Raw genomic sequence first — 25,629 nt, forward strand, 5'->3', positions numbered from 1 at the left:
GTTTTAGATAATAGTAAATAATTGTGATTTGCCTATGTTTTTGATTGAATGATAAAACATTTATCTTCAGTCCAACCAATCCCAAGTATACTTTCAAGATTAACTAAAATTTTATTTTTACTGAGTTAAAAATCAAATTGATAAATTAAATCCAATGTTTGAGCAAGACCCGAGGCCGCCTCTAAATATAAGCTAGGCAGAAGTCTATATCTTAAAGTAAATATTGCCAGTGAATCAAAGATTCCAACACCATATTTAAGTTGTAAATTAGGTAAAATATAACCACTTACCACAACTTTGGAGTTGTTTCCTGCGCCTTGCGTATCTAACGAAAGATTTTTAATGCCAAATGCATTACCAATATCACCGATAAACTTACCTGTTTTGGCAGTTCCGAAACCTACTAATAATGCGGTCATCATATCGTTATCACTTTGATCTGAGCTATCAAGCCCTTGTCCTCGAACCAAATAAGATAAGGCTTCTTGTTGAGACATGGACGGATCGGAAAAGACCTCAATTTTAGGATCTTCTGAAGTGCCGGTCACGCGTATTCCGGCAGTGATATTATTATTGTCCATAGAGTCGGGGTTACGGATTGCCTCAATTTCTAGCATAGCTTGATCAGTTGGGCCTGAGAAGGTAATAATACCTTTGCGGATAATCAAATCTTGCCCATAAGCATGAAAGCGACCAGTTGGAACTAATATTTCACCATGTAAATCTAAACCTTTATTGGTTTGGGTTGCAATTAAATTGCCTTTTAACGAGGCATTTAAACCAAAGGCATCGACGGTTACTTTATCGCCAATGTTGATTTCAAGATGACTATTTATTTTCATACCAAATTTTTGTGGTTCGATTTGCTTATAGTTTTTATCCAGCATGACTTCATCCGGTGAAACATCAATACTTGACGGTGGCAGTGATTCAACCGTGATTTTTCCTTTAGGAATGGTCACCTTTCCTAGTAAAGTTAACTCGTCTTGATTAGCATTGATTTTTATATCTGGTATGACAGTCATTACAATCATTGGCGGTACGGTCACTTCCATAGCCGCGCCGTTGACAACTAAGCTTGCTTGCCATTTATTCAAAGTGTTCCAACTGGCTTGACCATTAAGATTAATGTTACCTGCTTTTGTGGTTAAGTGACCTTTTAAGGTTGATGATTTGCCGTTAAAGTCGATATCAACAATAGCGGATTTAACATCGACAGGTAGTTGGCTGGATTTGATTTCGATATGTTTTAAGTTAATTCCACCATTTAAGTAAGGATCATTAAGTGTTCCGGAAAATTTAACAACGCCATTAATGGCACCTTTGGCATAATCATTTTTATCAAGTAGCGGGTTTATAATCGCCAGAGCCAAATTATTAATCGCTAATTGACCACTAAGCCTTTTTTGTTGCATCGGGTCGCTAATGGTGAGATCACCACTGATTTTACCTAGTTGATTTAACCCAAAATTCCAATCGACTTTCGCTTGTTGTTCATTAAATTCAGCATTGATGTTAAACAGATTAAAAGGGATAGGTAGTGCTTGATTGGTAATCATCTGCTTAACAAAAACTTTATTGCTGTTGATGTTGGCTTTGATATTCGGTATGGAACTACTGTTGTTAAAATTAATTTTTACCGTGCCATTGATATAGCCTTCTAATTTGGTTTCACCGTCATTCGGGATGGGTAATCGAGTTAAGTCGATATCTTTAAGAGTAATACTTGTATCGGTGTTAGGGGCGATGATTAATGGTTTATCCAGACAGATTGTTGAATTGTTGTTTCGCCAACAATGCGCGCCAATTGTAGGTACCTGTTTAGTTAAATCATAAGATAGCGGTAATGTATGGGTTAAATGCCACTGGTTGTTATCGCCTAACTTTAATAAAGCCTGTGGTAGATCGCCTGTCCATTTAGTGCGTTCATGATTAATTTGACCGGTTAATGAGGTGGAAAATGATGCTGGCGTTCCGTTAAGATCAACCGTTAATGTGTGCCGGCTTTCATTCCCTGAAAGTTCGATAGTGGCTTTTTTGATCGTTTCATTGGCGAGTTCAATGCCTTGTCCCAGTAGTTTTATCTCACCACTAATCTGATTTTGATATTGTACTTTACCGATAAGGTTAGCTTTAGCAACAGATAGATTATTTAAACTTAAGCTATTAACATTTAAGTTGGTCGTAATCATTGGCGCAGTGGCGGTACCACTCATTTTTATGTTGCCTTCGATTGAGCCGTTGATATCATCTACCAAAAGCGATAATGACGCCAAATTCAGTTTAGCATTTAAATTGCCTTTATCTGATGAGCCATCGATATTGATCTGATTTTTGCCCCAATTTATTGCTAAATTGTTGGCAGATATGGCATTATTTGAGTTGGCAAAAATATCACCACTAGCGGTGAAAGGCGCTTGTTTAATACTGCCTTTTAATTGCAATTGTGGCAGATTTAATTGCCATGTATCACCGGCTAACATACCGTTGGTTTTAACTTGACCGGCAATGCGAATAGGGTAGGTCGGGTATTGTTTGGTTAAATCAACATTATTTATTTGGACATTTGCATCCCATTTCAACGCCTGTTGCCAATCAATCTGACCAGATGCAGTAACTTCACCTTGTGGCAATTTAATATTCGCATGATCGAAGGTAGCGGATTGATTAGTACCATTACCGGCAATATCAAAACTTGTGTCGGGTAGGTTTTCACCTTCGACAGCGGCTTTAGCTGCTAAAGTATATTGTTGGACATTGCCGTCAATGCCAAAATCAAACTGATTTAATTGATATTGTGCTTTACCTTCAATTGGCCACTGAATATGATTACCGGTTACTTTAGCCATCACCGGTAAATATTTCTCAATAAAATTGATATGGCCATTTAATTTAATTTGATTCAAGCCTTCTATTTGTGTATTGGTATCGAGTTGGCCAAGTAAATGACCGGCAATCTGACTGTTTAAATGATTTTGTTCTGTATCAGCTTTGATTAATGCTTTAAGTGGCCAATCATCGCCAAGTGTTATATCGCCGGTGATAAATGCATGCCCATTAGCATAAGGCGTTAAGACATCGGTATCGACCTTTTTGACCATGATATGGTTGTCAACCATATCCGTTTGAATGGTGACGTTATTAAAACGGTAATCTTGCCCACCGATATGCAGTAACCAGTTGTTCCCGCTTAAGCTCATAACATTAAAATCTAATGGAATACTGACTTGAGGTAGTGAACTAATTAACGGCTGGTTAAATATTTGATTAATTTGTTCGTTAAGTGGTAATGCATTTTGCTGCGATAGCGTTGCAGGGGGGAATGCCGGATTATCGGCAAAGACTGCACTTAAATCTTTTGCTACGGAAGGAAATACATAGATTTTTTCATTTACCCATCTGCCATTACCGGTAAAATCTGACATGCCAAACTGCATATCATTTACATTGACTTTGATATTGGTTAAATGGGTTTTTTTAAGCTCTATTGGTAAAGGTGTTTTGATAATTTCACGCTTTTCCGGAATAGGTTCATCGGGTGATAATTCAAGTTTATCGGTGTCTATCGATACCGTTACGTCACTTGCGTTAAATTGATCGACACATATCTTAGTTTGCAGTAAACATAAACCGGATAATTTAAACGTTGCATCATCGACGTTAACATAGATACCCGGTAGTTCAAGGGTTAAACCTTTGATATGCAGATCATGAAATGTTCCTTCAATTTGCGCTATTTTAAGCTCCGGAAGGAATTTATTTAGCACAAACGTTGTCAGCTTTACCCCTAAACTGGTGTAAATGATTGAAATAATGAAGGTAATAAGAAAAACAAAAATGGAGAGTAGAATAATACTACGTTTTTTCCATTTGCGTCTTTTTCTTATTTTGTTAGCTTTCTTTACTCTTATTGGATTTTTAGCCATATTATAATTCACTTCCTAAACCAATATAAAGATGTATTGAGCCAGTGTCTTTTCTATTCAATGGTGTTGCTAAATCGACTTTTATTGGGCCAACAGGGGAAGCCCAGCGGACGCCAACACCAGTACCGGTATAAAATTTCGCTTTATCGACTTTATCGATCGCTTCACCGGTATCAATGAACATCGCTCCCCACCATGCGCCGGTAAAATTGTATTGGTATTCGGCTGAGCCAGTGATGAGCTTAGATGCCCCTTTTAATTTGCCTTTCTTGTCTTCAGGAGAAATGGATTGGTAACTATAGCCACGAATACTGCGATCACCACCAGCAAAGAATCTAAATGAAGGTGGTACTCTATCAAAATTGCTAGCTTGTATTATGCCAAAGTTACCTCTTGCAATAAATCGATGTGATTGTTTTAAGGATCGAATCCAAGTTTGTTGGGCTTGAAATCGAACTAAATTAATATCTGAGCCAAGTGACTCGGATGCTAATTCGATAGAATAACGTTGGGAATCTCCCCACATTGCTAATAAATTACCGTCTGTACGGATGCGCGAAATACTGAGGGAAGGGTAATAAAGAAATGTTCTAAAACTTGAGTCACCTTGTGTAAAATCGTCTCTTAATAGATTAAAACCCAAGGCGGTTTGCCAACCTTTGAAATTATCCCAGTTTCGCAGTGCTCCAAAAGTGTAGGAGCGTGAGTAGGTGTCATTATTATCAATCTTTTTATATCCACCTTGAATTGTATAATACTGTTCAAGCGGCGATTTTTTAAGTGGAATTTTATAACTCATGGTAATGAGTTGTTCCGGGGATGAAAGTGATAGATTGCTTTGAAAACTTTGCCCTCTACTATTTATCCAAGGTTTATTCCAACCAATTTTTCCATGTACGCCATTGTCGGTTGAAAATCCAAGACCTAAATCCATTGAATTTTTTTTGCGTGGTGTGGTGACAACATCAATGGGTAGGGCTTTATCAGCCGTAAGATGTGGAAAATCCGGAGATACTACCACTGAGTTAAACCAGTTGGTTGATGCCAGACGTCGATTCAACAAAGATAATTGCTCAGCAGTATATGCTTCGCCTTCTTTAAATGGGACGATGTTATCTAAATAATCTTTTCGAATTTTGGCATCATGAAAATTAACTTTACCAAATTTGTAACGCTGTCCGGTGTTGAAATCAATATTCCAGAATGCTTGATGATACATATCGGCAACAGCTAATTGATGTTTGGTCATATCGGCATCAAAATAGCCTTTTTTAAGTGATATACTTTGTAAACTTTTTTTGAACGATTCATAAACACCGTGATTTAATGTATCGCCAATTTTAGGTAAGTCTTGTGATAATAAAGCTTGAAAATCGGCATCATTTTGTCCTTCACCGGTAATGTTTACATTGAGTTTTTCAATCTTAACCGGCTCACCGGGTGAGACGTGCACAACTAATACTTTAGGATCCTGATTATCATATCGAAAAGTTGGCGAATAATAACCTAAAGCTCGTAACGCTTTTTTGGTTTCACTTTCAAAATAACGTTTGAAATTAGGAGTATTATCGATTTTATCTGGGGTAATTAATGAAATGCGAGCATCAACATTATCTTCAAGTTCGCCGGATAATCCTTTGATAGATAACTTCATATCAGCATAACTTGATGCTGTGGTTATCGCTAAAAGTAAACACAATGAACCGGACAATCGTGACACAGGCACCTCGATAATTTTAAGATTCAAGTAATGTTACATGACCAATATAAGGTAAATGACGGTAGTGTTGCGCGTAATCAATGCCATAACCAACTACAAACTCATCTGGAATAGAAAAGCCGATATATTTAACCGGTACAGAAACCTCACGGCGTGACGGCTTATCTAATAGCGTACAAATTTCAATGCTGCGTGGGTGACGTAACTTTAATATCGCCAGCACTTTACTTAAAGTATTACCTGTATCAATAATATCTTCAACAATTAACACATCTTTATCACGAATATCTTCATCTAAATCTTTTAATATTTTGACATCTCGATTACTGATTACCGCATTGCCATAGCTCGAGGCTGTCATAAAATCGACTTCGTGACCGACAGTGATTGCTCGGCTAAGATCGGCCATAAAAATAAATGACCCACGTAGTAAGCCAACTAAAATAAGTTCATTTTGACTATGCGCATAATCTTGACTAATTTGCTGACCTAGTTCGATGATGCGTTTTTGTATATCTTCCGCTGATATCATCATTTCCAATGTGTGTTTCTTCATTACTAATAACTCAAGTTGATATTTTAAAATTAGGTATGATTTTAACAATTTTACCTGATAAAAAGAATAAGTAAGCTTATTTAATTAATGTCGATTAGAAAATCATCTTTAGACTTCCTACTTAAACGTATACTTAATCTGAAACTTTTTTACAATCTATTTTAAGTAACTTCTTTTGTTGCCGACGCTTTTTGAAAAAATTACTTAGCAATGTGCTACACTCTTGTGCCAACACACCACCTGTTACCTGAGCAAAATGGTTAATACCTTCGTGTGATAAAATGTTAGTGAAGGAGCCAGCAGCCCCCGTTTTCAAGTCACTCGCACCATATACTACCCGTTTAATACGGCTATGGATAATGGCACCAGCACACATAATACAAGGCTCAAGCGTGACATAAAGTGTCGTATTGACCAGACGGTAATTTTTTAAAAACTCGCCGGCTTGTGCAATAGCAATCATTTCTGCATGTGCAGTAGGGTTGTGCTTTGAAATGGGTTGATTAAAACCTTCACCAATAATTTGATTATTCTCATCAACAATCACTGCACCGACAGGGATCTCTCCAATAGATTCGGCATGATTAGCAAGCTTGATTGCGTGTTGCATCCAGTACTCATCAGACATGGCTTAATATTATAAATTATTTAAATTAAGTACGTCACGCATGTCATATAAGCCAACCGGTTGCTTGGCAAGCCATAATGCCGCTCGAACAGCGCCATTAGAAAATGTCATCCGGCTCGAAGCTTTATGGGTGATTTCGACACGTTCACCGATATCGGCAAAAATGGCTGTATGTTCACCAACAATGTCACCTGCTCGAATTGTTGCAAATCCAATGGCGCCTTTAGGTCTTTCACCGGTATGTCCTTGACGGCAATAGACTGCACGATCTTTTAAATCAAAATTTAATGCTTCAGCAATCGATTCCCCCATAGCAAGCGCTGTTCCTGAAGGTGCATCGACTTTGTGTCTATGGTGTGCTTCAACAATTTCGATATCACTGTAATCGCCCATAATTTTTGCGGCTTTTTCAAGCAGTTTTAAGACTAAATTGACGCCGACACTAAAGTTTGCCGCAAAAACGATCCCAATTTTTTTTGACGCTGCAACAATTGCTTGTTTTCCTGCATCATCAAAACCGGTCGTACCGATAATCATCATTTTTTTATTTTCAATACAAAATGCTAAGTGTGCAAGCGTGCCTTCCGGACGAGTAAAATCGATTAATACATCAAACTGGTCTTTTGCTTGTTCAAGTTCATCAGTAATCGTTATGCCACAAACGCCAACACCGGCAAGTTCTCCTGCATCACTTCCTATTAGTGAAGAACCTTTGCGTTCAAATGCAGCACCTAATTCCACTCCGGCTATTTGGGAGACTGACTGGATAAGCTGGCGCCCCATTTTGCCACCTGCACCCGCAATGGCGATTCGAATCATGTTTGTTGACATATCTCTTTCCTTACACTTTTATCATTGTCGAAAAGCAGTAATTATAGCTGAAATTAGCCGAGTTATACACTGCGTAAGTTTAAATTGATATACTTTTAATCGTTTAACTGTATTAAATATGGCGTATTTTTGCTCAATGTTGCTGGTATTTTTAGTCGGTTAACTTTAGGCTATTTATCTCAACTGCTGGAAAAAAATATTTTATTTATTATCTATTAAAGCTAAAAGGCTAGCTTTTATGGCATCAGTGCTGATTAAATTAAATGGTAATCGTTACGCTGGTATATTAAGTGGTTTAGTACGGGCATTGTCACTTTCTGAGTCAGTTGCTGCTATGTTTTAAGGGATAAAAATTCTTGTTTTGCTTGTTGTGTTAGCGTTTTGGGTCATCAAATTGGGGCAATAAATGAATATTGATTAACAGGATTGGCTTATAATAATTGGTGTCGCTGTTTTTTATTTTTTATATGGTATGTTTTCTATGACTAATTGCTGTGAATAATGCTTATTTGCTTGCTTAACGGCAGATGCTTATAAAGTTGGACGCAGTAATGCGCCCAATTTTTTTTAAAGCACTTTCAATAATTCAACATCGAAAATTAATGTGCTATATGGCGCAATAGATGCACCCGCACCTTGGGCGCCGTAAGCTAATTCTTGCGGAATATATAATCGCCATTTTGATCCCTCTGGCATAAGTTGTAATGCTTCAACCCACCCTTGAATAACGCCATTAACCGGGAATTCAGCTGGTTGTCCACGTTGGACTGAGCTGTCAAATACAGTGCCGTCAATTAACTGTCCGGTATAATGGACTTGCACGCGATCGGTTGCTTTCGGTATTGCGCCACTACCTTCGGTAATAATTTCATATTGTAAACCTGATTCAGTGGACTTAACGCCTGCTTTTTTCAGATTCTCAGCTAGAAAATCTTTACCCGCTTGTGCATTTTTTTCCGCTTGTTGCGCTTTTTCTTTAGCAGCTTGCTCATGAATATGACGCAATGCATCATGTAATTCTTGTAATGGTAATGCTGGTTGATTTCCTGCCAAAACATCTTGCATCGCTAATTTTAATGCATCTAAATCCAGATTTTTTAAACCGGATTCTTTTAATTGTTGCCCAATTTGAAGCCCGATAGCATAACTTGCTTTTTGCTCAATCGATTCTAATTTCATTTTTTACCTTTTTAAAAGTTGAATTGTGGTGTTTATCAATAATAAGCTATTAAAGTGTTTGATGCGAGTTTAATTGTCAAGTCATCATGATTATTTCCAGGCTGGAATTACTTTACGATTACATAATTATGAAAGAATTTATTATTTTGGCTAGCGCTTAGCTAAAATATCGGCGATAATATGGCTATATTTTATTTTAGATGGATTATGTTAGATGCCGTTTCGTAAATTTACCGCACTTGCAATTGTCACTAGTATATTTTTAACTGGTTGTTCTGTGGTTGATCGTTGGGTATATCGCCCGGATATTAACCAAGGTAATTATGTAACTAAAGAAGCCATTGATTTATTACAAGTTGGTCAGTCTAAAGATCAAGTTGTTTTTATAATGGGATCACCAATGTTAACTTCAGTTTTTGGGGATAATATTTGGTACTATGTTTTCCGTCAACAACCACAACATGGCGAATTAAGTCAAATTACTTATTCTATTTATTTCGACCAAATGGGTATCGTAACTGATATTAAAACATCAGCTTTAGAGGGTTCTCAAACTCTTGAAGAGATGAATAGACAAGGTATTTCCGACCCTATTGAAACTAAGTCGGATGATTATAACGAGTCTTTGCCGCCAAGTAGCGCCGAATCTGAATAAAACTCGTTCTATAACGAGTTGTTTAATTATTGATGAATCAACACGTTCATCAATAATTAAACAGCAATTTAAATCCTAATCCCTAAACATAAATTTCGAAAACCATTTAAAAGTATTGAAGCTAATCGAACAAAGCCATAAATTAGAGCGAAATTAGCACAATATCAGTTAGAATGTTTTGATCACCTTTGTAATCATTTTATGCCGAAAGTAGCACCACAATGCCCCAATACAATCTCACTGGGACTACAACAGTAAATCCAACAGGGAGTAAACGAATGTTCATATCGAACAGTTGAAAGGCTTCAGGTTTTACACACCAAATAACATCATCAATTTAAAAATCCACGCTAACAATATTTATCAGCAAATAAATTTCTGTGTTCGGTAATCTGCGCCACTTCCTCAATTGAAAAACTTTTCTCAAGTAATTGCCTGGCATCTTCTTGTCATAGATCGTGATATCTTTAATTAGCTTTTCCTAAACTGTTTCAGACACGTTGAAAGCCAGCAGTAATTGAGCTAGAAATAAACGGAAATATAAATTTTTGATTTTTTAGTTGTGATTGCAGAATAGTCCATGCTTCACCGAGCAAACGAACAAGCATATAATTGCCCTCTTTTTCTATGATATAATGAGCCATAGCTTTAAACCAAAATTATTTTTGTCCTATCGTCATGGGATCCGGTGTGGGATCCTGATAATGAAAAAATATAACAAAATGCGATAAAATAACCCAAATTAATATTATTTAAAAATCAATCAAAACAGCATAAAACACTGGTGTATCAATGAATTCAACCTTAAATAAATTTTCTATAGCCCCAATGCTCGATTTAACTGATAAGCATTGTCGATATTTTCATCGAATCTTAACGAAACAAACTTTGCTTTACACTGAAATGGTGACCACAGGTGCGATTTTGTTTGGTAAAGGTGATTATTTAGAGTTTAATTCTCAGGAACATCCAGTCTGTTTACAATTAGGTGGGAGCGATCCAAAAGCGCTGGCAAAATGTGCTAAATTAGCTGAGCAACGTGGTTATGATGAAATCAATTTAAACGTTGGATGTCCTTCAGATCGCGTGCAAAATGGTATGTTTGGTGCTTGTTTAATGGCTAAGCCAAAATTGGTTGCTGATTGCGTAGCGGCAATGCAAGCACAAGTTGATATCCCAGTCTCAGTTAAAACCCGAATCGGTATCGATGAATTAGACAGTTATGGTTTTTTATGTCAATTTATTGAACAAGTATCGAGTTACACCAATACTTTTATTGTACATGCCCGCAAAGCTTGGTTGTCAGGGTTAAGCCCAAAAGAAAATCGTGAAGTGCCACCACTCGATTATGAGCGTGTTTATCAGCTTAAACGAGATTATCCTCATTTAACTATCGCCATTAATGGTGGAATCAAAACGATTGATGAAATAAAACAGCACTTAAATTATGTTGACGGGGTAATGATAGGGCGAGAAGCATATCAAAATCCTCTTTTACTAACCCAAATAGACTCGCAAATTTTCGGCCTACAAACGCCAATTATTGACGCTAAATCAGCCATTTTAGCTCTTTATCCATATATTGAAAAACAGCTTCTACAAGGCGCTCAGTTAAATCATATTATGCGTCATACATTAGGCATATTTAATGGAAGGAAAGGCGCAAAACAATGGCGGCGTTATCTTAGCGAAAATGCGCACAAAAAGGGTGCCGGATTAGAAATTGTTGAACAGGCTTTAACTTTTATCCAATAAAAGATTTTTTAAATGTTCTAATTTCAGTGCGTAATTGCGCGCTGATTACGAATCGGTATATACTATCGGGCAATTTTCATTATGGTTTTGATACTGTGCGTTTAAATTCAAGTCAACAACAAGCGGTTGAATATGTTTCCGGGCCTTGTCTGGTTTTAGCCGGTGCAGGCTCTGGAAAAACTCGGGTTATCATTAATAAAATAGCTTATCTGATTCGTGTAAAAGAGTATTTGCCTCGTCAAATTGCTGCGGTAACTTTTACCAACAAAGCTGCTCGAGAAATGAAAGAGCGTATTAGCCATTCTTTAAGTAAACAAGAAGCAAGAGGGCTAAAAATATCGACATTTCATACGTTAGGTCTTGATATCGTTCGTCGTGAATATAAACATCTTGGTATAAAAGCTAACTTTTCGTTATTTGATGATCATGACCAAACTGCATTGCTCACTGAGCTTACTCAGCAATGGTTAGAAGGTGATAAAGATCTTATCAATCAATTGCGTTCAACAATTTCAAATTGGAAAAATGATATTGTTGATGCAACTGTTGCTATGGCAAGAGCACAGACCAATAAAGAAAAATTGTTTGCTCACTGTTATCAACTCTATGAAAAACAATTGAAAGCTTGTAGTATTCTTGATTTTGATGATCTCATTTTACTCCCAACTTTGCTATTAAAAAATAATGAAGAGGTACGGGATAAATGGCAAACCCGAATTCGGTATTTATTGGTCGATGAATATCAAGATACGAATACCAGCCAGTATGAATTTATAAAGTTATTAGTCGGTGATCGCGCTAAGTTTACTGTGGTTGGAGATGATGATCAGTCTATCTATTCTTGGCGAGGTGCTCGTCCTAAAAATTTAGTCTTACTTAAGCAAGATTTTCCCACTCTTGAAGTCATTAAGTTAGAGCAGAATTATCGTTCTTCAGGCCGTATATTAAAAGTTGCCAATATTCTTATCGAAAACAATCACCATATTTTTGAAAAAAAACTTTTTTCAGAATTAGGATATGGTGAAGCGCTCAAAGTAATTTCTGCCGATAATGAAGAACATGAAGCTGAAAAAGTCGTAAATGATTTGATTGGCCATCGCTTTGCCAATAATAGTCAATTTGGGCAATATGCGATTCTTTATCGCGGTAATCATCAAGCTCGATTAATTGAAAAAATGTTGATGCAGTATCGCATTCCTTACCGAATATCGGGAGGGACTTCGTTTTTTGCTCGAACTGAAATTAAAGATATCATGGCTTATCTACGTTTATTAACCAACCCCGACGATGATAATGCTTTTATCCGTATCATTAATACCCCTAAACGTGAAATTGGTCCGGTCACAATTCAAAAGCTTGGCGAGTGGGCAAATCATCGGGCAGTGAGTTTATATCAAGCAAGTCATGATATGGGACTGACAGAGTTATTATCTGGTAAACGCATGGAGTCATTACAACAGTTTATTCAGTGGTTTGACAGTTTAATTCGAAAATCACAATCAGAACCAATGGAAGCTATCCATGAGCTGTTGCATGGTATTCACTATGAAAGTTGGATCTATGAAACATCTGCTTCACCCACAGCAGGTCAAATGCGTATGCGAAACGTGGAACAGCTTGTTAGCTGGTTGAATGATATGCTAAATGGTGACGATCTTGATGAAGGAATGACTTTGGAGCAAGCCGTTGCCAGATTCACGTTACGTGATATGTTGGAACGAAATGAAACGGAAGAAGAGCTTGATCAAGTGCAATTAATGACCTTGCATGCCTCAAAAGGTTTAGAGTTTCCCTATGTTTATTTGGTGGGAATGTCTGAAGGGGTGTTACCTCATCAAACGAGCATCGATGAAGATAATATAGAAGAAGAGCGCCGCCTTGCTTATGTTGGTATTACACGTGCACAACAAGAGCTCACTTTTTCATTTAGTCGCCAACGTAAACAATTTGGCGAAACGGTATATGTTGAACCAAGCCGTTTTTTATTGGAGCTTCCACAAGATGATTTAGAGTGGCAAGATCAACGAAATGAACTATCACCAGAAAAGAAAATGCAACAAGGGCAAAGCAGACTCGCCATGTTAAAAGCGCAAATTGCCAATGCGAAGTAATTAAATTTTACTGGTTATAACAAATATTATCGATTAATGGGTATATAAAAATATATTATAAATATCCGAAAAGCACTTTGTTCAAAGTAGCTACAATCGTGAAAATATAATTTATTGTGTAATAAAAAATAAATTGATGATATTTTGTATGTTTAACCAGATAAACGATTAAAAATCATTGACGGATCGAAATAGCTTTATATAATACTCTGCGTCTAATCAACAAATCATATCTTTGTCTCCTTAGCTCAGCTGGATAGAGCAACGGCCTTCTAAGCCGTAGGTCACAGGTTCGAATCCTGTAGGGGACGCCATTTCATCAACGACGTGTTACGACCGATAACGAAAAAAGTCTCTCCAGTCTGGATTTTTAGAGTTTTTTACCCGACCTAGTACAATCTTAAACGGTAGATAACGACAACCTGCAAACGGTATATATATGGTATATTTCAATGCTGTAAATAAAACCAGGTCGAAATTATTTTCATTGAATGTGGTTTTCGTTGCGTTGGTGGCTACCGCTGTGTTGTATAGAAAAAAATTAATCGGTGCCTTTCATAATGCAATCGACAAAGCTAAAGAGTTGGCTACAAAAAAAGATGCGCTGTTCAAAATATCGCAAAAGGAGCTTAAGCAAACTGAACTTTATAAACGAGAAATGAGCAAAACAGGGTTGGTGTTTGATAGTATCAAAACAAAAATTTTGGGAATATCGATTGAGCATAATGAAGATTTATACGTTACAAACTGGCACAGCAAACTAGTTTGCGTCGGCGGAATGTTTGAAAAAGTATGATCAATTTGTTATTTTGTCATTTTTAATGGATGAGGAATAATAAATGAAAAAAATACTAATAGGCTTAATATCTGTTGCATTACTGTCGGGTTGTAAGGTTGAGCTAGCACCAACCGTAAATTTAAGCGATGTCAATAGCGAAACCGCTAAAACAATTCAGTCGAAACTTGTTGTTGAAGTTATGTCTTGCGCAGATTATAAAGACTCAAGAAAGGAATCATCTGATGTAACAGATGCAAAAGAAGCAATTTCAAATATTTTTACCGACGCAAAATATATAGAATGCTATCGTGAAAAAATGGACTCGAAAGCATTATTTGAAATTCCTATAACTGTCGGCGGTAAAGATGAAACTGGGGATATACAAATACGAAACGGAGGATTTGGTGGAGGAATGATTGTATTGCTTTCTGACAATCTTAGAAGCAAAATTCAACAAGAACAAAAAAATTCTTTTTCTAAATTTGAACCTTCTGTTCAAATAACAGTCATAAATGATTTAGACAAAAACCAGGATATTGTGGTGCATGGTGTTTTGGCTGATGCTAAATATTATCTTCCGTATTCTTGGTATCAGTTAGTAGCTGGTGAAGCTCAGACATTTAAACTTTCTGATGTTTCTGTATTAGCGATAACTAAACACGGTGGTGCGCTAGTTTATGAAGATTATGACAAGCGATATCAAATAAAGAAAGAATAAAATATTTAACATAAGCAAGGAAGTTGCGGCTGATTGTAACGCAAAATTCTTTATGCCCCGCTTCAATAATGAAGACGGGGCAAATAATTAAACATAATTAACGCGCTCTATTTTGTGCTGCTAATTCATTAATAGCTGCTTCAGCCAAAAAATTACTCAGATCTTTATAAAAAGAGTTTAGTGCTTTAAATGCGTTATCTATTCTATCAATAAGAATATTTGGCAATGTAATATTGAATCTTTTTTGTTTACTAACAAATGATGACAAATCAACATCAATAATGACCCACGTATCGCAATGAGCATACTCATCGTTATTTGTATACGAACATGATCGTTATGAATATCTATGACATCATAATCGTCTGATTCAATCATATCTTGCACAGTCAACAAGATAGCTTCTGTTGCCATTGCTGGGATATCGCTTTCTTTGTCGGCGGCAGAATAACAACTATATTTATCATCACATAACGCAGGCACAACAATGCCGTAAGCTGGATCGCTATCGTTCGGTGTTTGAATGCCAAGCGTAAAAAAATACCTCAAAGGGTGGCGGGTTATAAAGCCCCGCCGATTTTTTGATTGTTCTTACTGGGCTAATCGGTCAATTCGATTTTGGATGAGGCACCGGAAATATTTTATTAGTTATTGGTGAGTAAAATATATGATGACTACCTCTAACTCGTTTCAGAACACATCCTGCATTTATAAGTTCTTTTATTAGGTCAGTTGGTTTCATGTTTACCTCCTAACCTAAAAATCACTATATACATATATACACATGAGTCAACATTTTTATTGATTAGGTAAATTATGACAGATTTACTATTTTAAGCAGTTTAAAACTAAATAAAGCTCGCACAATCAAATGGTTATACAGCTTTACCTGCTCACTCATTTAACGCTGTTATTTTAGGTGTAGCTGATAAAAATAGCGTAAGTTATTACTAAAAAGAAAATTGGTGGATGTGGGTTATATGGTCAAATTGAATCCTCGTATTTATTAAATGGTATACCGCGTAGAGTTTATTTCGATAGACCAAAAAAGGTCGATATCTACGTCTCAATGGTAATTGGTCGTTATAAATCATTTAACGATATCAATACTGAGCAAATCAAAAGCAACCTTAAAAATCTTGATTTTGACATCGGCGAAAATGTTTATTCATCACGCATTATCTCAAGCATTAACCTAGTTGACGGGTTTTATATTAAAGAACTCACGGTTAATGGCTCAAATATAGCAAATATCGATCATCGAGAATATGCACAGATAAACAATGTTGAGGTGCTAATTGAGTAGGGAAAAATTCATTATTTGGCAGTATAGATCAAAGCCAAAGGCTTTAGGCACTATTAAAGCTATCTACGAAGAAACCGACCAAACATTTAGAAACATTATTCAAGTGGCGGATATTCTCAATATTGATGATACAACAGGCTAAGAATTGGATTTAGTGAGTCGCCCTGTTGGTGTATTTCGTGTTTTACCAATAGCTATTGCCAAAGAGTATTTTGGTTGGAAGACGATACTGCGCTTTCATTTAATATTGTTTAGAAATTCAGATCCGATTGAAACATATTATCGATAGATGTGATTATAAATTAATAGTTAAAAACTTAGAGTAAGCAAAATTATAAGATTATCTTATCGGGAGTAATATTAATGGAAAATCGACAGTATTCTGATCATCACGATATTTCATTTAGTTTTGCTCTGAGTTTAGTTAATGATTCTAAATCGTTAGTTTAGAAATGTTATTAGAATAATTAATAAAATTTAAATATTAATAAATCACCTATAGTGCTTTTTATTTCTTAAACCCTTTAAATATATTCCATTTCCGAAACTTAATTATAATTGTTAAACATACATTGATTGTTCTCATCATTAATGTTCCATATTTATTTATATTATTAATAATCTCAAAAATTATTTTTTTAATTAAGTCAAAAAACATGAATTAAAGTTAATTTAATGTTGATTATTTGTGTTCAAAAATATATTTTATCAATATGCTATTTAGTATATAAACTTTTTTTAGTTTGAAAAATAATTATAATAAATACTAATGGCTTTTCTATTTTATTTTTATGGAATATGCTTTGTAGGGAATACACGGATGTCTTTTTCTAAACAATCTTTACTTGATATTGTTTCAAGTGGCCTTGATGCACTTAACAATAATACTACAGCTCAAAATCGTTACATTCTTAAACTAGAGCAATCCAACGAGTTAGATAATATCTCAATCTATTCAGTTGATTTACAAGAACAGCTTGATAAACCGTGGCGATATACCATTATTTTTACTTCAGCAAATCGATCTTTATCAATCGATGCCATTTTAAAGCAGCCGGCTTCGTTTTCATTTTTACAGGCGCCAATGGATGCGTTAATTGCTGGTATTAGTTTATTGAGTAAACCACCTTCAGTTCGAACAGTTCATGGAATTGTAACGGAGTTTAGTTTGCTGTCAGTCAGTAAAGATGAAGCCCGATATCAAATAGTCTTACAACCTAAATTTGCGTTACTAAAAAACAATATTGGTAGTGCTATTTATCAGAATCAAAATGTTGTTAGTGTGGTGGAGTCAATCTTACGCCAACATGGTTTTACAGGTATAGACTACCGCTTAGAACTAAAGCAAAATTATCCGACAAGAGAACTAATAACACAGTGGAAAGAAAGTGATTTAAATTTTATATTGCGATTACTGGCCGATGTCGGGATTTGGCTTCGCTTTGAAACCCATGAAGAACATAATTGTGATGTTATTGTACTAGGGGATGAGCAAAATGGCTTTACCAAACATGGCACCATTACCCACAAAACACCAAGTGGAATGGAAGACAGTAGTTGTGACAGCATATGGGCACTAGAACAAAGCACCTTCTTAGCATTGCAAACCGTGACAGTTAATGATTACAACTATCGCCAGGCAAAAGATGACATGCTATCTTCGGCTAATACGGTAGTTAATTCATCCACGACATACGGCAATGATTACCGATACGATGAACATTATAAAAACCAACAACAAGACCAAAATGAAAATTTCGTAGAAAGTGGCAATTGGTATGCCAAAATTAGGCATCAGCTGGCTATCAGTCGCCAACAAATTATTTGTGGTCAATGTAATGATTTTACTCTTGCTCCGGGTCAACAGGTTTTTATTGAGAACAGTCAGTTAGGTAACATTGAAGATGGAGTTCTAATTTTGACCACACGTGGAAAGGGGGACCGTAGTACACCTTATCGAATTGAATTCACGGCGATACCTTTTAATCTATTAAAACCTTATCGTCCACAAGTATTACCAAGCCCGGAAATTAAAGGTACACTCCCGGCTAGAGTGACTAGTCCAGATAATGATACTTATGGCTATATTGATATTCATGGTCGCTATCGGGTTAAATTTAACTTCGATTTAGCACAGTGGCGAAGTGGCAAAGAAAGTTTATGGATTAGACTTGCCCGGAGTTATGCTGGCAATCAGTATGGCTTCCATTTTCCGTTGATTGATGGTACTGAAGTGGGCATAGGATTCACAAATGGTAATCCTGACCGTCCATATATTGCGCATGCCATGCATGATAGTGCACATCCTGACCATGTGACGACAATAAATAAACATCGTAATGTGATTCGCACCCCAACCAACAATAAATTGCGTATGGATGATAAACGAGGTCAGGAGCATATCAAACTGGCAACGGAATATGGCAAAACACAATTAAATATCGGTCATCTGGTTAACAACAAAAAAGAGCAACGAGGTGAAGGTTTTGAACTTCGTACCGATATGTGGGGTGCGATTGCAGCAGATCGTGGTCTTTATCTAACTAGTCAAACTGAACCGAAAGCGCAAGGCAAGCAATTGGATATGCAAGGAGCAATTACCGAACTGGAAAATGCATTATCGATAGCCAAAGCTTTACAAAATGTGTCAGAAAAAGCAGAAAGTCATGTAGCTGATATTGATTCACAACAACAATTACAAAGCACTTTAGAAGATATGAATCAGCCGGGAATTCTTGCTTATGCGCAAAAAGGTATTGCTTTAAGCAGTCCTGAGAATATCCAGCTTTCCAGTGCCAACAGTGCTACAGTAACAACAGCAAATCAAACTGACATTACAGCGTTAAAAAATATTACCTTATCCACATCAGAAGCTATTAGCTTACTGGCTCAAAAATCAGGAATGAAATTGTTTGCTAATCAAGGTGATGTCGATGTGCAAGCCCAAACCAATCAAATAGCGGTAGCGGCAAAACATGATGTACAAATTAACAGTGTTGACAGTAATGTTGACTTTGCCGCTGCGCAAGAAATAACGCTGATTTGTTGTGGTTCGTATATTAAAATCAGTGCTGCGGGTATTGAGTTAGGCACCCAAGACAATGTCTATCTTAAATGTAATGCAATGCAAAAAATGGCACCGAATAGCTTAAGCAATTTACGTAATTTAAGTGATTCAGTCGATTGTCAAGTAACACAAAATGATCAAGTAGGCAAACAACAAGCTTGTATCGATTTGAATTAAAAAGGAATTAGCATGTTAAGATATGGACAAACACCGATTGATGTAAGTAAATTATCAGAAAAGGCTATAGCCATCACTCAACAACTTATTACATTGTCTCAAGATTATCAAAACCGTTGTTTAGTATTACTTGATCCTTTTTTGAGTCCAATCGACGAATTTTATATGCAATATTATCAAAATCGGCTTCGATTACATCAAGTGCGCATAATGCATAATGCAATATCAGCCACTAAATGCCCCTGGCTTATTGAATTAGATTTGAGTGATAAATATGAACACACAATGTTAAGCTATATGATTGATCAGGGATTAAAACAATCAAGACCGGAATCAATAAAATCTCGAATGATAGGCCAACAATATTGCGCGTGGATATTTACCCATAAAAAAGCTCAATCAATCGCTGACGATTTAGCCAAGCTAGCAATACAGGGCGGTCAAAAGAAAATACTTTTACGCTTCTACGACCCTGCAGTATTTTTCCAATTAATGAATGTATTAGAGTCAAAACAACAAAATATACTACTTGGTCATATAAAAATCTGGTCGATGTTAACCCGCGAAGGGACGTTAAACTCACATTATCATCAAGGAGAAGTTTGGCAGATAAACAGTGGTGAACTAAGATTAACCAAAGATCAATATCAACTTTTAGAATGTATAGGCATAAATAATCAGATCATCAATTCACAGCTCCTAGTAAATCCCACAAAATACATAGATGAAATAGCATCGCTACAAACAATAATGCCAAGTTTAATCCGTTTAAAAAAAAACAATATAAATGAAGAACAATTTCAACTTCAATGGGCAAAATTGGCACTAATAAGGGGAGCGGATTTTGATTGTGAACCTAAAATTGAAGACAAAATCAAACAATGTACTAATCTTAGGCAATATTATCATCTTCTAGATGAATTAAAGGCGATAAAAACAGAAGATTGGCAAAGCTATTTACAGACACCGAATCGAGTATAGGAAATTAGAAACAAAATGAGTGAACAAAGCGAAATAAAACAATGTGGTTGCCAAAATGAGGGGTTAGCCATTTTTCCAACACGTTATGCCGTGTTACCCACTTACATTAAAAGTCAACGCCCAAGCTGGGCAAATTTAGCAGGGGTGACAGATATTCCATTAAATGATGACTACCAATATCATATAAGACGACTTCGAGCAGGCTTTATCTACATATACTTACCATCCAACCAAGCCAGCAACGACGAAGCTGACAGTGACCAAAGTGAATCAGCCCAAGAAGAGTTAGAAAATCAATATTGGTTGATCTATTACATTGATGAACAAGGTCGAATTATTAAATTAGATGGTATGCAATCGACAAAATCGATGGGGGAGAGCAATGAAGATCAATTTCAATGCCCAAATTTAAAACAAAATCCGACCTTAAATGCATTTATAACCATACCGAACCCGTCACGATACAGTAAAGTTTATATTGCTTATAGTGAGTTTCCATGGACAGTCGAAGCGATGAAAGAATATCGACAATCCCCAACCACCAGAATGCAAGAACTGGATATTGAAGCATGGCAAAACCAACAATATAACCAAAGTAGCGCAACTATTGCCACTGAAAAAACCATTACCGATATTTTAGACTTCAATTTTGACTTTATTCGCAAAAATACGTTACCGGATACTAAACAAGAAATCTATGGTAAAGATGTATTGATAAATGGTAATACTGAGTCACGTTGGCTATATAAAAATAAGCCTTCAATGGAACTCAACCAAAATTATGAAAATATCATTCAAATTAACACCACTGAACAATCTTGGATCCCATTTAAATTTAGTCCAGCTCATGCAGAAAAAGAGCCGAGTGCAGAACTTCACCAGTTAAATGTGCAACAATTACAAAGAACTATGCAAAGTTATAGTGGCGATCACGGTAAACCGATGATTTTAGCCCTTGAAGATGCGTTAGGCGTCGCGATTGAACTCAATAACTATTACAAAGATATATTTGCCCATTTCGGTCAATTCTTAACCGAGGCAGAAATGGAATTTGATGTCAAAGAAATGATGAAAGTGGTAAAAAGCTATTCCAATCACCAAGTAACAAAAGATGATTTTAGCTTTTCACCAACTCAAGACGCATTCTATCAAGCCATGGCAAACAATAAAAATTTTGATGATATCGATTTTCTTGAAGAAAAAACATTAAACGACTTCAGCGATAAGTCTCACGCAGTCTATATTGAAATGAAAAATCAAAGAGCACACCAATTAGACCCGTGGTTAAATGTTCAAGATATCGTTGGAGTAAGAAAAAGTATGCCAATAGCTCAAAACATAAAAGCCCCGGCAACACGTGATTACTACCAACTGGTTCGATGCTATATATTATTGGTAAAAGAACATTTTTATGCCAAACCGTTGGGGCATCAATATTACCAGCGATTTATGAAATTTTTAAAATTAAATTATTATGGTGATGGGGAACCCATTTATGAAAGTGCAATTTTTTCTAACCAGTTAATCGATAAGCAATACATAAAAGGCAGTATTTATGATAAAGCCATGAGGTATAAATCATTTAATTACCAAGCACCAATAGCCTTAATTAGACAAGATGCACAATCAATGCATAACGTGTATCAATATTTAGTGCAAGAATATGAAAAAAAAGCAAAAGAACATAAATCGACCATTGATACCCAAACTGAACAGCAATTAAAAAAATACAAACGCTGTTTGGTTGCTCATCCTTTTGAAAATATTGAAAAAAGGTTGACTAATCGTGTCAATCAAATTGCTAATAAACGAGCTAAATTGCTCGTCAGTTGGCTTAAAACCAGCCATTATTTAACGTTTATTAATGATCTTTCATATGAACGCAATATTGAACTCGATGAGTCCAGTCCGATTTGGGCAGAATGCCATAAGAAAATTGAAGAAGAATTGGAAGCTGCAAAAGATAAAAAGGAAATAAAAACTTTTGAAGTTGACGAGTTAAAAAAAATTAATCTTAATGGTTACTATTTTACGGCGGTAGTGTATGCTACCTTAGAAGGGTTAGAAAAAACCGGCGAAGGCAAAGCTTTTATTGACGAGTTACAAAGTATTGACCATATCAATATGGAAGGCGAAGTTTATATTCATATTAAAACTTCAATCCTTAACCTGTTATGGCGTGCCATCAGTTTCGATTATCGCAAATTTTGGGATGTATTACCCCAAATTATTAAGCATGTGGTTACAAATCAAGCTATTGAATATGCCGAAGATAAATTAGTAAATGTCGGTATCAAGGGAATTTCCATTATTACCATGCAATTTCGTAAAGCCACTTTAGTGTTAGATCAGATTATGGAGTTAAAACGTTTACGAAAGCTAGAAGGCTTAATTCCAATTAGCATTGATGCCAGTTTTGGTAAACACAATATTATTACTCGTTGGTTATCTAATTATGACAATCCTGGTCTTATTAATAATCAAATTTTAAAACTGTATGACAATTTGCTTAAACTTTGTAAACCGATTAATAACTGTTTATACAGTTTAGGGGCAATGATTGCCGAATCGGCAGCTTTAGCCCTATCGGGCGTTGTCTGGAAATCTGCCACCACTTACGCCCATATGAAGTATCAAGCCAAAGCCGCCTATAAAGTGTTTAAAGCGCAAAGCTTTAGTGGCGCGCCGGTTGGCGGTGGGTTGCACATTATGTTGAGAACTTATCCAGCTAAAGTGAAAAAAATGTTAGATGAATTGCGCCAAAGCTTAAACACCACTATTAAGCAACTGGACAAGCGTTTTGTAGACCAGTTTGTGGAACTGGATCATCTATTTAAAGATAAGGTCAATGTGGTATTTAAAGTTTTTTCCGATGACGCAACCAAAATGGTTAGTTCGCAACAGATCCGCTTGCGCAGTGCACGACTTGCCTTTTTAGTGGGTGCTTTCGAAGCCTATAACTGGCACTATATCATGACGAAAGAGCCGTCACTGTTTGAAAATGATACCGATATATTATTTGAACAAGCCATTGCCACCAGTTCGTTAATAGCGGCGGTGTCTGATACAGCGGCATCGATCATCCGTGCCCGTAATAGCAGAGCAATAAAAGGATTTCGATTTGCTAAAACTGGTTTTGGGGTGTTTACGGCATTAACTGGCTTTTTGACTTCCGCTCAACTGGGGATTGAGGTTCATGACAATTTTAAATCGGGTAACACTTATGCTGCTTGGGTGGGGGTATTTGCATGTGGATTGTCGACCACGTCGGGCGGATTATATTTGTTGCTGGGGCTATCTTACCGTTATGAATGGGTGAAAACCCTATTTAAAGTCAGAGTTGGTCAAATTATATTACGTGCAGGGCTACAAGAAACTTTCAATCTGGCAGCATGTCGTTTGTTGATATCAGTCACTGCCGGGGTAATCAGTGTTGGGTTATTGATTGCTATGTTAATTTTTGATTTAATGAAAGATAACGATATTGAAGTGTTTCTTAAATTTTCGGTACTTGGAAAAAAACGCGATAAATATAAGTTCAATAATGCCTTTGAGCAAATTTTGGGATTTAAAAATGTTGAAGAATTAAAAGGTTTTTTTGATGAAAGCCAGTTTCCTAGTCAACAGGCTAATTCTCAACCTAAAAAAGAGGAACCAACCAATCAAGATGTCAATCAACAACAAGATCAGCATCACACCATTATGTTTAAAACCGAACAGTTTATTTTAAAATGGTTGGAAGATAAACCGTCGATATGATTAATCGGCTATCCGTGGAAACCGTCGCCGTGCAAATTCGTCAGCTAAAATCGGGGGATAGTTTGGCCATTCAGAAGGATGATTAGACGCCCCCATTTTTAAGGCATATTTTCGCCATAACTGCGCCCGAATAATATCCCGCTCTTCACCTTTATAGTAATAGCTTAATGATGCCAGTGTTTTAGGATAGCCTTGGATAGCTCTTTTTATATATAATCGCTCTTTTAATTCCGAACGTTCCCCAATGGTATTGCCCAATAAAATATCCATGGTGTTGCGAGGCCATTTTGAAAAATCAAGCATAATCCAACTATTCGCCATGTCTAGATCATAAAAGGCATTAAAAGAGTGAAACCGATCATAAATAAAATCTTCATCACTGATTTCTGTATGAGAATCATATTGCAAGCGATAATTTATATCCTGCCATTCCAGTGGTGTTCGAAAGTTATACGTATTGCCAAAGTATATTCTGATTAATTCTATCAGGTTATCATCGGGTTGTAACTGATAAGCTTGTTCAAACAGGGTAAAGGCTTTATATTCATCGACTTCAGTCCCCAGCCCTTGCATATACAAGAAGCCTAAAGTTTTTATTGCGGCAGGCAACTGCTGATTGGCGGCTTGTTGATAAAGTGTAAAGGCTTTTTGTTCGTCTTTTTCAACTCCTATTCCCAACAAATAAAAATAGGCTAAGTTGGTCTGTGCCAAAGCATGCCCTTGGCTGGCGGCTTTTTGGTACCATTCAATTGCTTTTTGTATATCAGGCTCGACTCCTTGACCGTATTCACTGAGTGGATAAACACTACGAGGATAATCTTCAAGCGGTAAGCTCATTTTATCAAACCGTGCAAATTGTGCTTCGATATTGGGCAGTTCAGGGTCGATATTTTTACCGTTCTCATCGAATATATACAAGCGTGGCGGTTTACCACCCGATGCGTTTTCATAAATATAGCCAATGCTGTTTTGCGCATCAAGATCGCCTTGTGCGGCGGCTTTTTCAAACCAGCTTAAGGCAATGGGAAAATTATTCAATTCATCCCGATACATGGCACCTAAATTATATTGTGCTTTGGCAAGCCCTTGCGCAGCAGCCTTTTCAAACAGTAGCCTGGCTTTAGTGTGGTCGCCTTTTTGATACAGCAAATTATCGCCATAAAAAATTTCGCCCAGCGTGTTTTGTGCAATAGCATCACCACCGTCAGCAAGTGCTGTGCAGATTTTAAGATTGTCCGCGTCACGTGAATGTAGGCAAGTTGAAGCGTCAGACTTGATAACATTAGGTGGTGGTGCAGAAGGCTGTTTATTATTACCTTTTGCTGACACCGAAAACGTAGCAAAACAGAGCCAAAATATAAGGTGAGGGATTTTTTTCATCTTTATTCCATTTGTCGATCTTTTACCTAAAAAACAGTTCCATTAGCCAGCATGATTGTATCGCATAAATAGGACAAAAAAACTAAAAACGTAAAAAAACGA

Annotated in this window: 19 protein-coding genes, 1 tRNA gene and 1 pseudogene; 10 read left to right on the forward strand and 11 right to left on the reverse strand. The window is 36.4% G+C overall.

Annotated elements, in window-relative coordinates; genetic code table 11:
• Positions 1-125: 125 nt before the first annotated feature.
• From J3U37_RS04325 to J3U37_RS04350, 6 genes are all read right to left on the reverse strand, one after another.
• Entirely contained in the window at positions 126-3,926 is a 3,801-nt protein-coding gene (locus tag J3U37_RS04325; protein ID WP_267373458.1) for a translocation/assembly module TamB domain-containing protein, read from the reverse strand.
• A 1-nt stretch (position 3,927) separates the two neighbouring features.
• Positions 3,928-5,652, reverse strand: a complete 1,725-nt coding sequence (locus J3U37_RS04330) for an autotransporter assembly complex protein TamA (protein ID WP_366915699.1) — start codon at positions 5,650-5,652, stop codon at positions 3,928-3,930.
• A 10-nt stretch (positions 5,653-5,662) separates the two neighbouring features.
• On the reverse strand, positions 5,663-6,202 hold the full coding sequence (gene hpt / locus J3U37_RS04335; protein WP_220219416.1) for a hypoxanthine phosphoribosyltransferase: 540 nt from the start codon (positions 6,200-6,202) through the stop codon (positions 5,663-5,665).
• Positions 6,203-6,335: 133 nt separating this feature from the next.
• The gene (gene tadA / locus J3U37_RS04340; protein WP_220219417.1) at positions 6,336-6,830 is read right to left on the reverse strand and encodes a tRNA adenosine(34) deaminase TadA; all 495 of its coding nucleotides are present in this window, start codon (positions 6,828-6,830) and stop codon (positions 6,336-6,338) included.
• Positions 6,831-6,839: 9 nt separating this feature from the next.
• Positions 6,840-7,661, reverse strand: a complete 822-nt coding sequence (gene dapB / locus J3U37_RS04345) for a 4-hydroxy-tetrahydrodipicolinate reductase (RefSeq protein ID WP_267373460.1) — start codon at positions 7,659-7,661, stop codon at positions 6,840-6,842.
• 567 nt (positions 7,662-8,228) lie between these two features.
• Positions 8,229-8,840 (reverse strand): FKBP-type peptidyl-prolyl cis-trans isomerase, encoded by a 612-nt coding sequence (locus tag J3U37_RS04350; RefSeq protein ID WP_267373461.1) that lies wholly within the window; start codon positions 8,838-8,840, stop codon positions 8,229-8,231.
• 214 nt (positions 8,841-9,054) lie between these two features.
• On the opposite strand from J3U37_RS04350, the gene bamE reads away from it, so the two are divergent.
• A complete protein-coding gene (gene bamE / locus J3U37_RS04355; RefSeq protein WP_267373463.1) occupies positions 9,055-9,495 on the forward strand; it encodes an outer membrane protein assembly factor BamE in 441 nt (146 codons plus the stop codon).
• Positions 9,496-9,845: 350 nt separating this feature from the next.
• On the opposite strand, the pseudogene J3U37_RS12100 reads toward bamE, so the two are convergent.
• A pseudogene (locus J3U37_RS12100) lies at positions 9,846-10,121 on the reverse strand (site-specific integrase); the annotation flags it as partial.
• A gap of 166 nt (positions 10,122-10,287) precedes the next feature.
• Here J3U37_RS12100 and dusA point away from each other — a divergent pair.
• From dusA to J3U37_RS04380, 5 genes are all read left to right on the forward strand, one after another.
• Positions 10,288-11,250, forward strand: a complete 963-nt coding sequence (gene dusA / locus J3U37_RS04360; protein ID WP_267373464.1) for a tRNA dihydrouridine(20/20a) synthase DusA — start codon at positions 10,288-10,290, stop codon at positions 11,248-11,250.
• A 95-nt stretch (positions 11,251-11,345) separates the two neighbouring features.
• On the forward strand, positions 11,346-13,361 hold the full coding sequence (rep, locus tag J3U37_RS04365; protein ID WP_267373465.1) for a DNA helicase Rep: 2,016 nt from the start codon (positions 11,346-11,348) through the stop codon (positions 13,359-13,361).
• Between the two features lie 237 nt (positions 13,362-13,598).
• A tRNA-Arg gene (locus J3U37_RS04370) sits at positions 13,599-13,675 on the forward strand.
• Between the two features lie 125 nt (positions 13,676-13,800).
• On the forward strand, positions 13,801-14,157 hold the full coding sequence (locus tag J3U37_RS04375) for a hypothetical protein (protein ID WP_267373466.1): 357 nt from the start codon (positions 13,801-13,803) through the stop codon (positions 14,155-14,157).
• Positions 14,158-14,200: 43 nt separating this feature from the next.
• Positions 14,201-14,857, forward strand: a complete 657-nt coding sequence (locus J3U37_RS04380) for a DUF7424 family protein (protein ID WP_267373468.1) — start codon at positions 14,201-14,203, stop codon at positions 14,855-14,857.
• 97 nt (positions 14,858-14,954) lie between these two features.
• Here J3U37_RS04380 and J3U37_RS12105 read toward each other — a convergent pair whose 3' ends face one another.
• Genes J3U37_RS12105 through J3U37_RS12110 form a run of 3 tightly spaced genes read right to left on the reverse strand, consistent with a single transcriptional unit; the run spans position 14,955 to position 15,599 of the window.
• The gene (locus J3U37_RS12105) at positions 14,955-15,125 is read right to left on the reverse strand and encodes a type II toxin-antitoxin system HicB family antitoxin (RefSeq protein ID WP_416379976.1); all 171 of its coding nucleotides are present in this window, start codon (positions 15,123-15,125) and stop codon (positions 14,955-14,957) included.
• Entirely contained in the window at positions 15,056-15,406 is a 351-nt protein-coding gene (locus J3U37_RS04385) for a type II toxin-antitoxin system HicB family antitoxin (RefSeq protein ID WP_267373469.1), read from the reverse strand. Before J3U37_RS04385 ends, J3U37_RS12105 begins: the two co-directional genes overlap by 70 nt.
• 58 nt (positions 15,407-15,464) lie before the next feature.
• Positions 15,465-15,599 (reverse strand): type II toxin-antitoxin system HicA family toxin, encoded by a 135-nt coding sequence (locus J3U37_RS12110; protein WP_416379977.1) that lies wholly within the window; start codon positions 15,597-15,599, stop codon positions 15,465-15,467.
• A gap of 556 nt (positions 15,600-16,155) precedes the next feature.
• Between J3U37_RS12110 and J3U37_RS12115 the strand changes: the two genes are divergently transcribed.
• The 4 genes from J3U37_RS12115 to J3U37_RS04400 all read left to right on the forward strand — a co-directional run bounded on the left by J3U37_RS12115 (position 16,156) and on the right by J3U37_RS04400 (position 24,147).
• Positions 16,156-16,305, forward strand: coding sequence for a DUF2612 domain-containing protein (locus J3U37_RS12115; protein ID WP_416379978.1), 150 nt, complete (start codon positions 16,156-16,158; stop codon positions 16,303-16,305).
• 678 nt (positions 16,306-16,983) lie between these two features.
• Positions 16,984-19,407 carry a type VI secretion system Vgr family protein gene (locus tag J3U37_RS04390; RefSeq protein WP_267373471.1) on the forward strand — a complete coding sequence of 808 codons (2,424 nt, stop codon included), beginning with the start codon at positions 16,984-16,986 and terminating at the stop codon, positions 19,405-19,407.
• 12 nt (positions 19,408-19,419) lie between these two features.
• Positions 19,420-20,388, forward strand: a complete 969-nt coding sequence (locus J3U37_RS04395; RefSeq protein ID WP_267373472.1) for a DUF4123 domain-containing protein — start codon at positions 19,420-19,422, stop codon at positions 20,386-20,388.
• 15 nt (positions 20,389-20,403) lie between these two features.
• Positions 20,404-24,147 carry a T6SS effector BTH_I2691 family protein gene (locus J3U37_RS04400; RefSeq protein WP_267373474.1) on the forward strand — a complete coding sequence of 1,248 codons (3,744 nt, stop codon included), beginning with the start codon at positions 20,404-20,406 and terminating at the stop codon, positions 24,145-24,147.
• Here J3U37_RS04400 and J3U37_RS04405 read toward each other — a convergent pair whose 3' ends face one another.
• Positions 24,148-25,527, reverse strand: a complete 1,380-nt coding sequence (locus J3U37_RS04405; protein ID WP_267373475.1) for a tetratricopeptide repeat protein — start codon at positions 25,525-25,527, stop codon at positions 24,148-24,150.
• Positions 25,528-25,629: the final 102 nt, after the last annotated feature.

The organism is Gilliamella sp. B3172 (genome assembly GCF_026536465.1).
GTDB lineage: Bacteria > Pseudomonadota > Gammaproteobacteria > Enterobacterales > Orbaceae > Gilliamella.

Coding starts and splice junctions, on each gene's coding strand:
- dapB (WP_267373460.1), bottom strand. CDS start 7,661: ATGTCAACAAACATGATTCGAATCGCCATTGCGGGTGCAGGTGGCAAA.
- J3U37_RS04375 (WP_267373466.1), top strand. CDS start 13,801: ATGGTATATTTCAATGCTGTAAATAAAACCAGGTCGAAATTATTTTCA.
- J3U37_RS04405 (WP_267373475.1), bottom strand. CDS start 25,527: ATGAAAAAAATCCCTCACCTTATATTTTGGCTCTGTTTTGCTACGTTT.
- J3U37_RS04325 (WP_267373458.1), bottom strand. CDS start 3,926: ATGGCTAAAAATCCAATAAGAGTAAAGAAAGCTAACAAAATAAGAAAA.
- bamE (WP_267373463.1), top strand. CDS start 9,055: ATGCCGTTTCGTAAATTTACCGCACTTGCAATTGTCACTAGTATATTT.
- J3U37_RS04380 (WP_267373468.1), top strand. CDS start 14,201: ATGAAAAAAATACTAATAGGCTTAATATCTGTTGCATTACTGTCGGGT.
- J3U37_RS12110 (WP_416379977.1), bottom strand. CDS start 15,599: ATGAAACCAACTGACCTAATAAAAGAACTTATAAATGCAGGATGTGTT.
- J3U37_RS04400 (WP_267373474.1), top strand. CDS start 20,404: ATGAGTGAACAAAGCGAAATAAAACAATGTGGTTGCCAAAATGAGGGG.
- tadA (WP_220219417.1), bottom strand. CDS start 6,830: ATGTCTGATGAGTACTGGATGCAACACGCAATCAAGCTTGCTAATCAT.
- J3U37_RS04395 (WP_267373472.1), top strand. CDS start 19,420: ATGTTAAGATATGGACAAACACCGATTGATGTAAGTAAATTATCAGAA.
- hpt (WP_220219416.1), bottom strand. CDS start 6,202: ATGAAGAAACACACATTGGAAATGATGATATCAGCGGAAGATATACAA.
- dusA (WP_267373464.1), top strand. CDS start 10,288: ATGAATTCAACCTTAAATAAATTTTCTATAGCCCCAATGCTCGATTTA.
- J3U37_RS04390 (WP_267373471.1), top strand. CDS start 16,984: ATGTCTTTTTCTAAACAATCTTTACTTGATATTGTTTCAAGTGGCCTT.
- J3U37_RS04350 (WP_267373461.1), bottom strand. CDS start 8,840: ATGAAATTAGAATCGATTGAGCAAAAAGCAAGTTATGCTATCGGGCTT.